This window comes from Micromonospora sp. CA-111912, from assembly GCF_050948415.1.
GTDB lineage: Bacteria > Actinomycetota > Actinomycetes > Mycobacteriales > Micromonosporaceae > Micromonospora.
This window is the reverse complement of record NZ_CP192007.1, coordinates 1172244-1185380: the sequence shown is the minus strand read 5'-3', so window position 1 is coordinate 1185380 and position 13137 is coordinate 1172244. Positions and strand designations below refer to the sequence as shown.

At 71.0% G+C, this 13137-nt stretch carries 9 protein-coding genes; 1 reads left to right on the top strand and 8 read right to left on the bottom strand.

Going from position 1 to position 13137, the window contains the following annotated elements; translation table 11 throughout:
* Window positions 1-36: 36 nt before the first annotated feature.
* From ACQPZO_RS05530 to ACQPZO_RS05500, 7 genes are all read right to left on the bottom strand, one after another.
* A complete protein-coding gene (locus ACQPZO_RS05530) occupies window positions 37-639 on the bottom strand; it encodes a LutC/YkgG family protein (RefSeq protein ID WP_433347628.1) in 603 nt (200 codons plus the stop codon).
* Entirely contained in the window at window positions 636-2036 is a 1401-nt protein-coding gene (locus ACQPZO_RS05525; RefSeq protein ID WP_433350816.1) for a lactate utilization protein B, read from the bottom strand. Before ACQPZO_RS05525 ends, ACQPZO_RS05530 begins: the two co-directional genes overlap by 4 nt.
* Window positions 2037-2053: 17 nt before the next feature.
* Window positions 2054-2827: a (Fe-S)-binding protein gene (locus ACQPZO_RS05520; RefSeq protein WP_433350815.1), complete on the bottom strand. Its 774-nt coding sequence runs from the start codon at window positions 2825-2827 to the stop codon at window positions 2054-2056.
* A 2-nt stretch (window positions 2828-2829) separates the two neighbouring features.
* A complete protein-coding gene (locus ACQPZO_RS05515; protein ID WP_433347626.1) occupies window positions 2830-4260 on the bottom strand; it encodes a rhamnulokinase in 1431 nt (476 codons plus the stop codon).
* A 132-nt stretch (window positions 4261-4392) separates the two neighbouring features.
* Entirely contained in the window at window positions 4393-6426 is a 2034-nt protein-coding gene (locus tag ACQPZO_RS05510) for a bifunctional aldolase/short-chain dehydrogenase (RefSeq protein WP_433347624.1), read from the bottom strand.
* 37 nt (window positions 6427-6463) lie between these two features.
* Complete coding sequence (rhaI, locus tag ACQPZO_RS05505; RefSeq protein ID WP_433347622.1) at window positions 6464-7645, bottom strand: L-rhamnose isomerase; 1182 nt, start codon at window positions 7643-7645, stop codon at window positions 6464-6466.
* A complete protein-coding gene (locus tag ACQPZO_RS05500) occupies window positions 7642-7995 on the bottom strand; it encodes an L-rhamnose mutarotase (protein ID WP_433347620.1) in 354 nt (117 codons plus the stop codon). Before ACQPZO_RS05500 ends, rhaI begins: the two co-directional genes overlap by 4 nt.
* A gap of 508 nt (window positions 7996-8503) precedes the next feature.
* Between ACQPZO_RS05500 and ACQPZO_RS05495 the strand changes: the two genes are divergently transcribed.
* Window positions 8504-9616 carry a LacI family DNA-binding transcriptional regulator gene (locus tag ACQPZO_RS05495; protein ID WP_433347618.1) on the top strand — a complete coding sequence of 371 codons (1113 nt, stop codon included), beginning with the start codon at window positions 8504-8506 and terminating at the stop codon, window positions 9614-9616.
* A 4-nt stretch (window positions 9617-9620) separates the two neighbouring features.
* Here the strand turns inward: ACQPZO_RS05495 and ACQPZO_RS05490 are convergent, their stop codons facing one another.
* Window positions 9621-13136 carry a discoidin domain-containing protein gene (locus ACQPZO_RS05490; protein WP_433347616.1) on the bottom strand — a complete coding sequence of 1172 codons (3516 nt, stop codon included), beginning with the start codon at window positions 13134-13136 and terminating at the stop codon, window positions 9621-9623.
* Between the last annotated feature and the right edge of the window lies 1 nt (window position 13137).

Here is a 13137-nt window from a genome sequence, read left to right as displayed (position 1 = left end):
TCCCGTCGGCCTCCCCCTGAGACGTGGACACCCGCGCTAGGCGGGGGGAATTATCACGACGTGCAGCTGTCGGGGCCCGTGGACGCCCTCGACCCGGTTGAGTTCGATGTCGCTGGTGGCGGAGGGCCCGCTGATCCAGGTGAGCGGCCGGTGCGGAGCAACCCGGGCGAGGGCGTCCGGCACGCCGGCGACGACCTGGTCGGCCCGCAACACGCAGACGTGCACGTCGGGCAGCAGGCTGATGATCCGGCGGCCCTGGTCCGGGTCGGCGTCGAGGACCACGGTTCCGGTTTCGGCGACGGCCACGGCGGCCGCCGTGACGACCCCGTCGACGGCGGCGATCTGTTCCACGGTGAGGTTGTCGTCGATCACCGTGGCAACGCTGTCGGGCAGCCAGTGGCGGGGCAGTCCGGGCGGGATCACGATGCGCCGGCCGCCGAGGATCCGGCCGATCACCTGCGCGACCTCGCCGCCGGCACACCGATGGACGGTGGCCCGGTAGTCGGTCAGGCGGTGGACCAGCAGGTCGAGGTCGGCGGCGGAGCCGGCGGGCCGGTACCCGCGTGGCACATCGACTGTTGCCGGGTTGTCGCCGAGGGCAGCGCGGATCCGGCCGAGCACAAGCTCGCGTGAGTTCACCGCTCGGCCCACCACTGGCGGAAGGTCTGCGATGGCGGGTGCGGCAGGTCGCGGCTGCTGGTCCAGCCGTTCAGCGGTGGGGGCAGGGCGCGGCCGGCGACCCGGGTCAGGCCCGCGGCCCGCTGCGCGGCCGCGTACAGCGCCGGGTGGTCCATCGTGTACGCGGCTGCGGCCATCACCGCCGCTTCGGCGCGCGGGTGGGGGGCTTGACTGCGCAGGTGCACCAGCAGTTCCGGGATGTTGATCATGACGGGGCAGGCGTCGTAGCAGGCGCCGCAGAGCGATGAGGCATACGGCAGGGAGGCGTTGTCGGCGACCCCGGTCAGCTGGGGGGACAGCACCGCCCCGATCGGCCCCGGGTAGACCGACCCGTAGGCGTGCCCGCCGGTGCGCTCGTAGACCGGGCAGACGTTGAGGCAGGCGGAGCAGCGGATGCAGTGCAGCGCCTGCCGGCCGACCTCGTCGGCGAGCACCGCGCTGCGGCCGTTGTCCAGCAGCACCAGGTGCACCTGCTGCGGCCCGTCGCCGGGAGTCACCCCGGTCCACATCGAGGTGTACGGGTTCATCCGTTCCCCGGTCGACGCCCTCGGCAGCAGTTGCAGGAACACCCCGAGGTCCGCCCACCGGGGGATGACCTTCTCGATGCCCATCACGGTGATCAGGGTCTCCGGGAGGGTGAGACACATCCGTCCGTTGCCCTCGGACTCGACCACCGCGAGGGTGCCGGTCTCGGCGACGGCGAAGTTCGCCCCGGACACGGCTACCCGGGTGCTCAGGAAGATCCGGCGCAGGTAGCGGCGGGCGGCGGCGGCCAGGGCCGCCGGCTCGCTGGTCAGCCCGGGGTCGACGTCGGGCATCTCCCGCCGGAAGATCTCCCGGATCTCCGCCCGGTTGCGGTGGATCGCCGGCACCAGGATGTGGCTGGGCCGGTCCTGGCCGAGCTGCACGATCAGCTCGGCCAGGTCGGTCTCCACCGGTTCGATCCCGGCCGCCTCCAGCGCCTCGTTCAGGCCGATCTCCTGGGTCGCCATCGATTTGACCTTGATGACCCGGTCGCTGCCGGTCGCGGCCACCAACTCGGTCACGATCCGGTTCGCCTCGACCGCGTCGGCCGCCCAGTGCACGGTGCCACCGGCCGCGGTGACCGCCGCCTCCAACTGTTCGAGCAGCTCCGGCAGACGGGCCATGGCGTCGGTCTTGATCGCCGATCCGGCGGCGCGCAGCTCCGCCCAGTCCGGCACCTCGTCGATCACCGCCCCCGACTTGGCCCGGATGGTGGTGGTGGCGTGGCGCAGGTTGCGGCGCAGCTGCGCGTCACCCAACGCCCGCCGGGCCGCCGCGGGGAACGGCTCGTCGCCACGCAGATGCCCCACCCCGCGCGGCGCCGTCGCCGGCATGCCCAGGAACGTGCGGCTCACGATCGCACCTCCAACCGGTCCCGCTCCCCCGCCGTCTCCGAGCCCTCCGTGCTTGCCAGGATCTCCGCCAGATGCACCGTGCGCACCCCCGCCCTCAGCCGGGACAGGCCACCACCGATGTGCATCAGGCACGAGGCGTCCCCCGCCGTACACACGTCAGCCCGCGTCGCCAGCACATGACGCATCTTGTCCGCCAGCATCGCCGTGGAGGTGTCCGCGTTCTTCACCGCGAACGTCCCACCGAACCCGCAACACTCGTCCGCCTGCGGCAACTCCACCAGATCCAGACCCCGCACCGCACGCAACAGTCGCAGCGGCCGATCCCCCACCCGCAGCATCCGCAACGAATGACAGGTCGGGTGGTACGTCACCCGATGCGGGTAGTACGCCCCCACATCCGTCACCCCCAGCATGTCGACCAGCAGCTCCGACAGCTCGTACGTGCGCCGGCCCACCTCCTCCGCCTGACCGGCCAACCGCTCGTCGCCGGCCCGGCGGGCCAGCATCGCGTGCTGGTGCCGCACCGAACCGACACAGGAGCCGGACGGGGCGACCACCACGTCGTACGGGGCGAACACCCGCACGTGCCGGCGCACCAGCCGCAACGCCTCGTCCGGGTAGCCGGTGTTCACGTGCATCTGCCCGCAGCACGTCTGATCGGTCGGGAACACCACCTCATGCCCCAGACGCTCCAACAACCGCACCGTCGCCTTCGCCGCCTCGGGAAAGAGTGTGTCGGCGAGGCAGGTCACGAACAGTGCGATGCGCATGTTCACCCACCAATCCTGGTCTCGGCGGCCCGCCAGGCCGCCTCGTCGCCGCGCGACTCGTACCGCACGACGTGTTGGGTCTCGCGCAGCACGGCCCGCAGGGCGGCCAGGTCGCCGCCGATGATACCGGCGGTGCGGGCCTGTACCAGGACGTTGCCGAGCGCGGTGGCCTCGACCGGCCCGGCGAGCACCGGCAGCCCGCAGGCGTCGGCGGTGAGCTGGCACAGCAGTTCGTTGCGGGCGCCGCCGCCGACGATGTGCACGGCGTCGACGTGCCGGCCGGAGAGCTGCTGCGCCTGGCGGACGGCCCGCCGGTGCGCCAGCGCGAGGCTGTCGAGGATGCAGCGGACGATGGCGGTCGGGGTGGCGGGTACCGGCTCGCCGGCGTGCCGGCAGGCGTCGGCGATGCGCGTGGGCATGTCGCCGGGCGGCAGGAACGCCGGGTCGTCCGGGTCCACGACGGAGCGGAAGGCCGGTTCAAGGGCCGCCCGCCGCAGCAGGTCGGGCAGGTCGGGGCCACCCCAGGTACGCAGCGATTCCTGCAGCAGCCACAGACCCATCACGTTGCGCAGGTAGCGGATCGTGCCGTCGACGCCGGATTCGTTGGTGAAGTTGGCCTGCCGGCTCGCCTCGGTGAGCACCGGGGCGTCGAGTTCGACTCCCACCAGGGACCAGGTGCCGCAGGAGATGTAGGCGAAGCGGTTCCCCGCCGCCGGCACGCCCACCACCGCCGAGGCGGTGTCGTGCGAACCCACGGCCACCACCTGCGGCGAGCCGGGCAGCCCCAGGCCGGGCAGGACCGGGCCGATCCGGGTGCCCGGCTCGCGCAGCGGCGGGAACAGCTCGCTGCGGATGCCGGCGTCGGCCATCAGGCCGGTGGCCCAGGCCCGCCGGCGCAGGTCGTACAGCTGGGTCGTCGAGGCGTTGGTGATCTCGGCGCCGAGCTGACCGGTGAGCCAGTACGCGACAAGGTCCGGGATCAGCAGCAGCCGGCGGGCGATGCCCAGCTGCGGCGTGCCGGCCGCGGCGGCGAGCTGGTAGAGCGTGTTGAACGGCAGTTGTTGCAGGCCCGTGGTCGTGTAGAGCTGCTCCTCGCCCAGCTGTTCGGCGATCCGCTCGGCCACCCCGTCGGTGCGGCTGTCCCGGTAGTGCACCGGGTTGCCGAGCAGCGCGCCGGAGGCGTCGAGCAGCCCGTAGTCGACGGCCCAGGAGTCGACGCCGATGCTGGTCACCGGCCCGGCGGCCCGCAGGCCGTCGAGGATGCCCCGATAGAGGGCGAGGATGTCCCAGTGCAAGGTGTTCCCGACCCGCACGGGTTCGTTGGGAATGCGGTGCACCTCGGCCAGCTCCAGGTGGCCTGGGCCGACGCGGGCGAGCATGACCCGGCCGCTGGACGCGCCCAGGTCCACTGCGGCGAGGCGGACGCTGCTCACCGCATTCCCCGCCGAACTGCCCACCCGACCGCCTGAATCGGGGCGGTCACGCCGAGCCGGTCGCAGCTGACCCCCTCGTCGAGCACCGGATTCTCCACGAGCATCGTCGTCCTCATCCCGCACCACGCCGGGTCAGCGGAGGAAGGCCGCAGCGACGCCGGCGTCCACCGGGATGTGCAGACCCGTCGTGTGGGACAGCTCGCCGCCGGTGAGCGTGAAGACGGCGTTGGCCACGTGCTCGGGCAGCACCTCGCGCTTGAGCAGCGTGCGTCGGGCGTAGAACTCCCCCAGCTCCTCCTCCGGCACTCCGTAGACGGCGGCGCGCTTGGCGCCCCAGCCGCCGGCGAAGATGCCGGAGCCGCGGACCACGCCGTCGGGGTTGATGCCGTTGACCCGGATGCCGTAGCCGCCGAGTTCGGCGGCGAGCAGGCGGACCTGGTGCGCCTGGTCGGCCTTGGCGGCGCCGTAGGCGACGTTGTTCGGGCCGGCGAACAGGGAGTTCTTGCTGGAGATGTAGACGATGTCGCCGCCCATTGCCTGATCGATGAGGACCCGAGCGGCCTCCCGCGAGACCAGGAACGAGCCCTTGGCCATCACGTCGTGCTGTACGTCCCAGTCCGCCTCGGTCGTCTCCAGCAACGACTTCGACAGCGACAGCCCGGCGTTGTTCACCACCAGATCCAGGCCGCCGTAGGCGAGCACCGCCGCGCGGACCGCGGCGGCCACCGCCTCGGCGTCGGTGACGTCCACCGGTACGGCCACCGCGACGTCCGGCCCGCCCAGCTCACCGGCGACGGTGTCGGCGGCGGCGGCGTCCCGGTCGGTGACGACCACGCAGGCGCCCTCGGCGGCGAGGCGGTGGGCGATGGCCCGGCCGATGCCCGAGCCGGCACCGGTGACCAGGGCGATCCGGGTGGCGAGGGGCTTGGGCTTGGGCATCCGGGCGAGCTTGGCCTCTTCGAGCGCCCAGTACTCGATGCGGAACTTCTCGGCCTCGTCGATCGGCGCGTACCGCGACACCGACTCGGCGCCGCGCATGACGTTGATGGCGTTGACGTAGAACTCGCCGGCGACCCGGGCGGTCTGCTTGTTGGCCCCGAAGCTGAACATGCCCACCCCGGGCACGAGGACGACGGCCGGGTCGGCGCCGCGCATCGGCGGGCTGTCGCCGGTGGCGTGCCGCTCGTAGTAGGCGCGGTAGTCGTCGCGGTAGGCGGTGTGCAACTCCTTGAGCCGGACGATCGTGTCTTCGAGCGGGGCGGTGGGCGCAAGGTCGAGCACCATCGGGCGGACCTTGGTGCGCAGGAAGTGGTCCGGGCAGGAGGTGCCGAGCGCCGCGAGCGCGGGGTGCCGTTCGCGGGCGACGAAGTCGAGCACCGCGTTGCTGTCGGTGAAGTGGCCGACCTGCGGACGGTCGGTCGACGCCAGGCCCCTGAGGACCGGCGCCAGGGCCGCCGCGCGGGCCCGCCGCTCGTCCACCGGCAGCGGCTCGTATCCGTGGAGCACCGGGCCGAACGGCTCGGCCCGGCCCCGGTCGTCGAGGTACGCCTGGGTGGTACGGACGATCTCCAGCGAGTTGCGCTCGCACTCCTCGCTGCTCGCCCCCCAGGCCGTGATGCCGTGCCCGCCGAGGATCACGCCGATCGCCTGCGGGTTGGCCCTCGCCACGGCGGCGATGTCGAGGCCGAGCTGGAAGCCGGGCCGCCGCCACGGCACCCACAGCACCCGGTCGCCGAAGATCTCCTTGGTCAGCTCCGGCCCGTCGGCGGCAGCGGCGATCGCGATGCCCGCGTCGGGGTGCAGGTGGTCGACGTGCGGGGCGTCGACCAGACCGTGCATCGCCGTGTCGATCGACGGCGCGGCCCCACCCCGCCCGTGCAGGCAGTAGTCGAACGCGGCGACCATCTCGTCCTCCCGCTCGACGCCCGGGTAGACATCGACGAGGGCCCGGAGGCGGTCGAGCCGGAGCACGGCCAGGCCGGCCTCGGTCAGCGTGCCCAGGTCGCCGCCCGAGCCCTTGACCCAGAGCAGCTCGACGGGGCCACCGGTCACCGGATCGGTGGCCTCGCCCCTGGCGGAGGTGTTGCCGCCGGCGTAGTTGGTGGTGGTCGTGTCGGCGCCGAGCCGGTTGCTGCGGGCGATGAGTGCCTGTACCTCGGGATGCATCGTTCTCACGTCTCCTGTATGCGTTCTCGGGTGGTGGTCAGGCGCCCCAGCCGGCCTGCTGCCCGCCGGCGCGTTCGGCGCGGATGCGCTCGAAGTAGCCGGATCGGGCGTAGGCGGCGATCGGGTCGGGGTCCAGGCCCATCTCGGTGCGCAGCTCGGCGAGGAGCGGCCGCACGTCGGTGTTGTAGGCGTCCATCAGGACCGCGTTGGCGCCGAGCACGTCACCGGCCTGCTGCGCGTCGGCGAGCGCGTCGGCGTCGACGAGCAGGGCCTTGGCGGTGGCCTCCTGCACGTTGAGCACCGAGCGGATGATCGCGGGGATCTTCGGCTCGATGTTGTGGCACTGGTCGAGCATGAAGGCGATGCCGGACTCCTGGCGCAGGGCGTCGCCGCGCACGATCTCGTACATGATGCGGAACAGCTGGAACGGGTCCGCGGAGCCGACCATGAGGTCGTCGTCCGCGTAGAACCGGGAGTTGAAGTCGAAGGCGCCGAGCTTTCCGGCGCGCAGCAGGAACGCGACGATGAACTCGATGTTCGTGCCCGGCGCGTGGTGTCCGGTGTCGATGACGACCTGCGCCTTCGGCCCGAGCTCCAGGCAGTGCGCGTAGGCGGTGCCCCAGTCCGGCACGTCCGTGGTGTAGAAGGCGGGCTCGAACAGCTTGTACTCCAGCAGCATCCGCTGATTCGGACCGAGTCGGCCGTACACCTCCCGCAGCGCGGCGGCGAGGCGGTCCTGCCGGGCGCGAATGTCGTCCTGGCCCGGGTAGTTGGTGCCGTCGGAGAACCACAGTTTCAGGTCGCGCGAACCGGTGGCGTCCATGATGTCGACGCACTCGAGGAGATGGTCGGTCGCCTTGCGTCGCACCCGCGGGTCCGGATTGGTGACGCTGCCAAGCATGTAGTCCGGGTCCTGGAACACGTTCGAGTTGATCACGCCAAGCGCTACCCCCAGGTCCGTCGCGTGCTTCGCCAGCGCGGCGTAGTCGTCGACCTGGTCCCACGGAATGTGCAGGGCCACTGTGGGTGCCACCCCGGTCAGCCGGTGCACCGTCGCGGCGTCGGCGATCTTCTCGTACGGGTTGCGGGGCACACCTTCCTGCGGGAAGACCCTGAAGCGGGTGCCGGAGTTCGCGTACGCCCAGGACGGGGTCTCGATGCGCTGCGCGCGTAGGGCCTGCTTGACTCCCTCGTCGGTCGGCGCGTCGGTCTGGGTCATGGTGTTTCTCCCGTCTGGGCGGCGAGCTGCGCCTCTAGGTTGAAGATCTCGTCCAGTGGCCGCATGGCACGGTCGGCCGTGCCCTGGTCGAGGTTGAGGAAGAAGGGTGCCATCTCCGCCTGCCAGCGGGCGTTGACGTCGCGGGCCTGCATGGCGGCCTGTGCCGCCGCGAAGTCGTCGGTCACCAGGAACCCCACGAGCAGGCCGTCTTCGCGGAGGAAGAGGGAGTAGTCGCGCCATCCGCTCTCGGCCAGGGCGGCGAGCATCTCAGACCACACGCGCGCGTGCCGGGCCCGGTACTCGTGCAGGCGGGCGGGATCGACCTGCAAGGTGAAACAGACGCGGGGCATGGTTCTCCCATCGGTGCCTCCCCCGGGCGGTGCCGGCGCGACGGGCGTCGGCACCGCCGGGTGGGCGGTCAGAACTGAAACTGGTCGATGTCGCTCTTGTCGAAGACGGGGGGCGGACCGAGGACGACCACGCCGTCCAGTACCAGCAGCGGAGCGCCGTCCGCGCCCGGTGCGCCGGGGCCCATCCGACCCCCTGAATCGTTTCAGTGGTTGTGCTTGGACCGTAGGGGCAGGCATTCACGCCGTCAAGGGTTTGCCGGCGATTTCTCGCCGGTTGCCCGAGCGGACCCACAAGGCGGGTCCGGAACCGCCCCTACGGCCAGCACTCGGGGACGCGCCGGCACCGTCGTTGGCATGATGAAACGTTTTAAGCGCTATAGAATCCCGGCCGTCACCCGGTCGGACCAGTTCCGACCCGCCGGTACGGCAGCAGGAGACACCGCGACCGAGGTGCCCGCACCCCGGCCGCGGGCCGCAACCAACCACCGCACCGATCGTCGAGGGAGCCATGGCAGCGGCGAACATCAAAGAGGTGGCCCGGCACGCCGACGTTTCCGTCGGCACGGTGAGCAACGTGCTCAACCGGCCCGACACGGTCGCCCCCGCCACCCGCCAGCGGGTGCTCGAGGCCATCACCGAGCTCGGCTACGTCCGCAACGACTCCGCTCGCCAACTGCGCGCCGGACAGAGTCGCACCATCGCCATCGTCGTACTGGACGTGGCCAACCCGTTCTTCACCGACGTGGTGCGCGGCGCCGAACAGGTGGTCGAGGAGGCCGGCGCCATGCTCATCGTCTGCAACAGCGGCGAGGACGGCGCCCGGGAACGCCGGCACCTGGAACTGCTGGAGGAGCAGCGGGTCCGTGGCGTGCTCATCACCCCGGTCCGGCACGGCTCCCAACCCCACCTGGAGAAGCTGGTCGACCGCGGTATTCCGGTGGTGCTCGTCGACCGGGGCGCGGGCCGGGCCAGCCGCTGCTCGGTGGCCGTCGACGACGTGCTCGGCGGCCGGCTGGCCATGGACCACCTGCTGGACCAGGGCCACCGCCGCATCGCGTACCTCGGTGGCCCGTTCTCCATCGCCCAGGTCGCCGAACGGCACGCCGGGGCCGCCGCCGCGCTGGACGAACGCGGTGACGGCGCCGAACTGCGGGTCGCGACGACCGCCAGCCTGACCGTCGCCGCCGGACGACGCGCCGCCGAGGACCTGCTGGCCCTGCCCGCCCGGCAACGTCCCACCGCCGTCTTCTGCGCCAACGACCTGATCGCGCTCGGCGTGCTGCAGGAGGTGACCACGCGCGGCATGCGGGTGCCCGCCGACGTGGCCATCGTCGGCTACGACGACATCGAGTTCGCCGGCGCGGCGGCGGTGCCGCTGTCGTCGGTGCGTCAACCCCGCGAGCAGCTCGGCCGCACCGCGGCGCAACTGCTGCTGGAGGAGGGCGAGTCCGGCGAGACGCACCGGCACCGACACGTGGTGTTCCAGCCGGAGCTGGTCGTGCGCCGCTCCAGCGACCAGCAGCGACGAACACCGCGTGGGCGGACAGGCCGGGCGGTCACGCGAACTGATGACCCGAAGGCCGGGGCGCGGTCGTCACGACCGCGCCCCGGCCTTCACTGACCTGTCAGTAGCTCCCGAGGTCGAGCCAGGGCCCGTTCCGGTCACCGGGCTCCTGGTTGCGGGTCCACCACTGCGCCTTCCACAGGTGGCCGTCGTGGGCCACGATGTCGCCGCTGGTGTAGATCCACGAGTTCGTCCACGAGGCGTGCTTGCCCTGGGGGGTCTCCACCGGGACGCCCACCTCGGCCCAAGCGCCCCAGGGAGAGACGCCAGGCACTTCGGCACGCGTTGACCACTGGGCCTCGTACGCCCGGTCGTTGTGGATCACGCGGGCACCCTTGCGGTACTCGACGGCGCGTTCCCAGTTGGGATGACGGACCAGAGCCTCCAGGGCGGTGGACAGCGCCCGCTCGGCCTTGTCCACTTCGTACTGGTAGGGGTAGGCGGCCGCAGCGACCGTCCTGGCCTTCGCGAGTGCGTCGGTGAGGCCCGCCCAGCTGTCGGCCGTGTACTGCGGTTCCGACTTGCCCTCGGCCTCCGCGATCCGCTTCCGCAGTGCCTGCCGGTCGCTGGCCGGTGTGCCGAAGGCCTCGATCTCCGCCACCTGCATGAGGTAGCCGTCGGCCGCACTGCCGCCCATGCGCAGCTTGCTGCCGATGACCCGAACAAAGGCGGCGCGCACGGGCTTGTCCAGGGTGAACACCCGTGGCTTTGCGGTGCTGCCGTTGTCACCCTTCACGTCGGCGATGGTGGTCCACTCGCCCCCGTCCGATGAGAGCTGCACCTTGTAGTCGACCGGGAAGGCGCCGAGCGCGTGGACCTTCACCTCGCTCACGTCGTAGTCGGCGCGAAGACCGACGACGGCCCACTCCTGCGCGTTGGGTGTCGTGTTGCGCCGGATGTTACTGGTCCAACCGTTGTCCGTCCGCCCGTCGACCAGGAACTTGGAGGCATAGCCCCACTGCTCGTAGGTGCTGTCGGGGGTGGTGGAGGACACGACCACCGTCTTGTTCTTGGCGATGTTCTGGCCCTCGACGTACGGCGGGGGCGCGGGCGTGACCGGCGGGGACTGGGGCGCCGGGGTGCCGCCGTCGTCGTGGTACACCTCGAGCTCGGCCAACGCCGCGGCGTAGCCGCCGCCCCACCGGTTCATCTCCTGCACGGCGATCCGCACGTAGCGGCCCTTGGTGGCGTCGAAGCTGTAGCTGAGCGGACCGGCGGCGCGGCCCTGACCGGTGACGGTCTTGACCGTTCGCCACGACTCGCCGTCCGTCGACACCTGGACGGCGAAGTCCCGTGGGAAGGTGCCGCCGTAGTCGATAACGGTGCCCGCCGGGTAGAGGTCGATCCGGTTCAGGGTCTCTTCCCTGCCGAGGTCGACGGTGAGGTTCGCCTTCCGGGAGGCTTCGGTGGTCGGCGTGCTCCACCCGTTCACGGCGCCCTGCGCGAAGCGCTGCCCGTCGGTGACGCCGGTCGGCGACCAGTCGCCCCCGCTCTGGGTGCTGTCGGCGGTGACCGGCTTGTGCTCGGCGATATTGGCGTTCACCGGAGTCGGGCGAGCGTCGTAGTCGTAGCCGGCGGGGAGCGCGTAGAGGACGGCCTCGCCCTTGTCGAACTTGCGGTTCAGGGCGCCGTTGTCCAGCGCGACGCCGACCGGCTTGCCGGTCTGCCGGCTGACCTCCTCGAGCGAGCCGATCCCGGTGCCGAAGCGCAGCGAGACGTCCTTCGCCTGGGTGAAGCTGTTGTTGACGACCATCACGTAGTTGCGGCCGTTCTCGCGGTCGCGCATGTACGAGAAGGTGAGGTCGTCCTTCGACTGCGCGCGCACCAGGAAGTCCGCCGGCACAGCCTCCTGGCCCCAGGTCTGACCGTTGAGGTAGACCTCCTTGGCGTCCAGCCTCATCAGGGTGGGCCCGAGGGCGTGGATCTCGCTGTTGAGCTGCTTCACCGGCTCGAACAGGTCGGTCTTCTGCCCGTCGGCGGTCATGATGGCGTCGGTGAAGACCTCGCCGCGGTTGGTCGGCGTCCACCAGGTGAAGTACGAGAGATTCTTGTACCCGTACGCGAGAGCCATGTTGGCCTCGTAGCGGATCTCGGTCGGGTTCATCCGCCGGAAGTTGCCAGGAACCCCGACAGCCTGCAGGTACTGCGCCGTCTTGACGTTGTTGGCCAGCCCGACCTTCCGCACCGTGTTCATGTTGTTCAGGAAGCCGGTGTAGTCGAGGCTGTTCTCGGTCCAGCCGAACGGGTACCGGTCGTACATCAGGTAGCCGCGGTCACCGACCCGGTCGAGCCACCCCTGCGTCACCCGCGTGAACTCGGCCTCGGACCCGTACGCGAAGCTCGGCAGGAAGTTCAGGTGGGCGTCGTACTCGGGCGCGACCTCCTTGATGGTGTTGAACACCCGGGCGTACGGGGTCGGGTCGTACGGCTCGTCCACGATGAAGAACCCGCCGACGCCTGGGACGTTGGTGTATCCCAGCACCTCCTGCCGGATCTGCTCGTCGGTCATGTTGACCATGCCGGGCCCGATGCGGCCGTCCTGGACCATGATCTGGAAGCCGTTCTTGTGCGCCAGCCGCGCCATCTCCATGTTGATTTCCTTGGAGCTGTGCAGCTGGGTCGCGAGCACCAGGTCGATCCCCGCGTCGCCCAGGTAGCTGTACTGGGTCTCGTTCACGTGTTCGGTGGTGGGCGGCCAGAAGGCCGAGATCACGAACTTGTCCTCGACCCGTTCCACCTCGTTGCGGACCTCGACCGGGATCGACCTGGACTTCTCCAGCTGCGGCGCGGCCATCGTGATCACCGTCTTGCCCGGTGCCACGGCGGTCACCACGCCCGAGCCGTCGACGGTGGCCACACCCACGTCGGACGAGGTCCAGACAAGCTTCGGGGTCCCGCCGGGCGCGACCGCCCGGTGGGGTAGCCGTTCGACGGCCCCGGTCTCCAGCAGCAGCGCGGGCTTCTCGATGGACAGGATCGTCTCGTTGAGCCCGCCGAAGACGGCCAGTTCGGAGAGCTGTACGAGGTATCCGTCACCGGTCGCGACGCCGTTGCGGCGGGTGACGTACAGCCGCAGGAAGCGGCCCTCCACGTCGGCCAGGTCGACGACCTGGGGCGCGGTGCGGCCGGCCGCGTTGCCGGTGCTGGTGAAGACGCTGCGGTACTCGGTGCCGTCGGACGACACCTCGATGCGGTAGTCGGCGGGGAAGCTCTTGTCCCTCGGGAACACGACGACGCGGTCGATGTCGTGTGACGCCCCGAGGTCGTAGCTCGCCCAGGCCGCCGTGGTGGGGACCTGCACCTTGTCGTAGGGGTTGGTGCTCCAGCCGTCGGCCTTGCCCGCCACCCCGTTGTTGAGCAGCGCCATGGCCCAGGACTCGTTGGCCATCTCGTAGCTGGACGAGGACGTCACCCTGGCGGTCGCGGCCACGTTGGTCGTGCCGTCCGGGGCGTAGCCGGGAACGTCGTACGGGTCGGCCGGGATGTTCGACGCCGACGGGGCCGCCGATGCGTGGGTGGGGGCGTTGACCAGCCCCCAGGTTGTCGTCGCCGCGACGATGAGCCCAGCGGCCATCATG

Coding starts and splice junctions, on each gene's coding strand:
- ACQPZO_RS05490 (WP_433347616.1), bottom strand. CDS start 13,136: ATGATGGCCGCTGGGCTCATCGTCGCGGCGACGACAACCTGGGGGCTG.
- ACQPZO_RS05510 (WP_433347624.1), bottom strand. CDS start 6,426: ATGCATCCCGAGGTACAGGCACTCATCGCCCGCAGCAACCGGCTCGGC.
- ACQPZO_RS05525 (WP_433350816.1), bottom strand. CDS start 2,036: ATGCCGGCGACGGCGCCGCGCGGGGTGGGGCATCTGCGTGGCGACGAG.
- ACQPZO_RS05520 (WP_433350815.1), bottom strand. CDS start 2,827: ATGCGCATCGCACTGTTCGTGACCTGCCTCGCCGACACACTCTTTCCC.
- ACQPZO_RS05495 (WP_433347618.1), top strand. CDS start 8,504: ATGGCAGCGGCGAACATCAAAGAGGTGGCCCGGCACGCCGACGTTTCC.
- rhaI (WP_433347622.1), bottom strand. CDS start 7,645: ATGACCCAGACCGACGCGCCGACCGACGAGGGAGTCAAGCAGGCCCTA.
- ACQPZO_RS05500 (WP_433347620.1), bottom strand. CDS start 7,995: ATGCCCCGCGTCTGTTTCACCTTGCAGGTCGATCCCGCCCGCCTGCAC.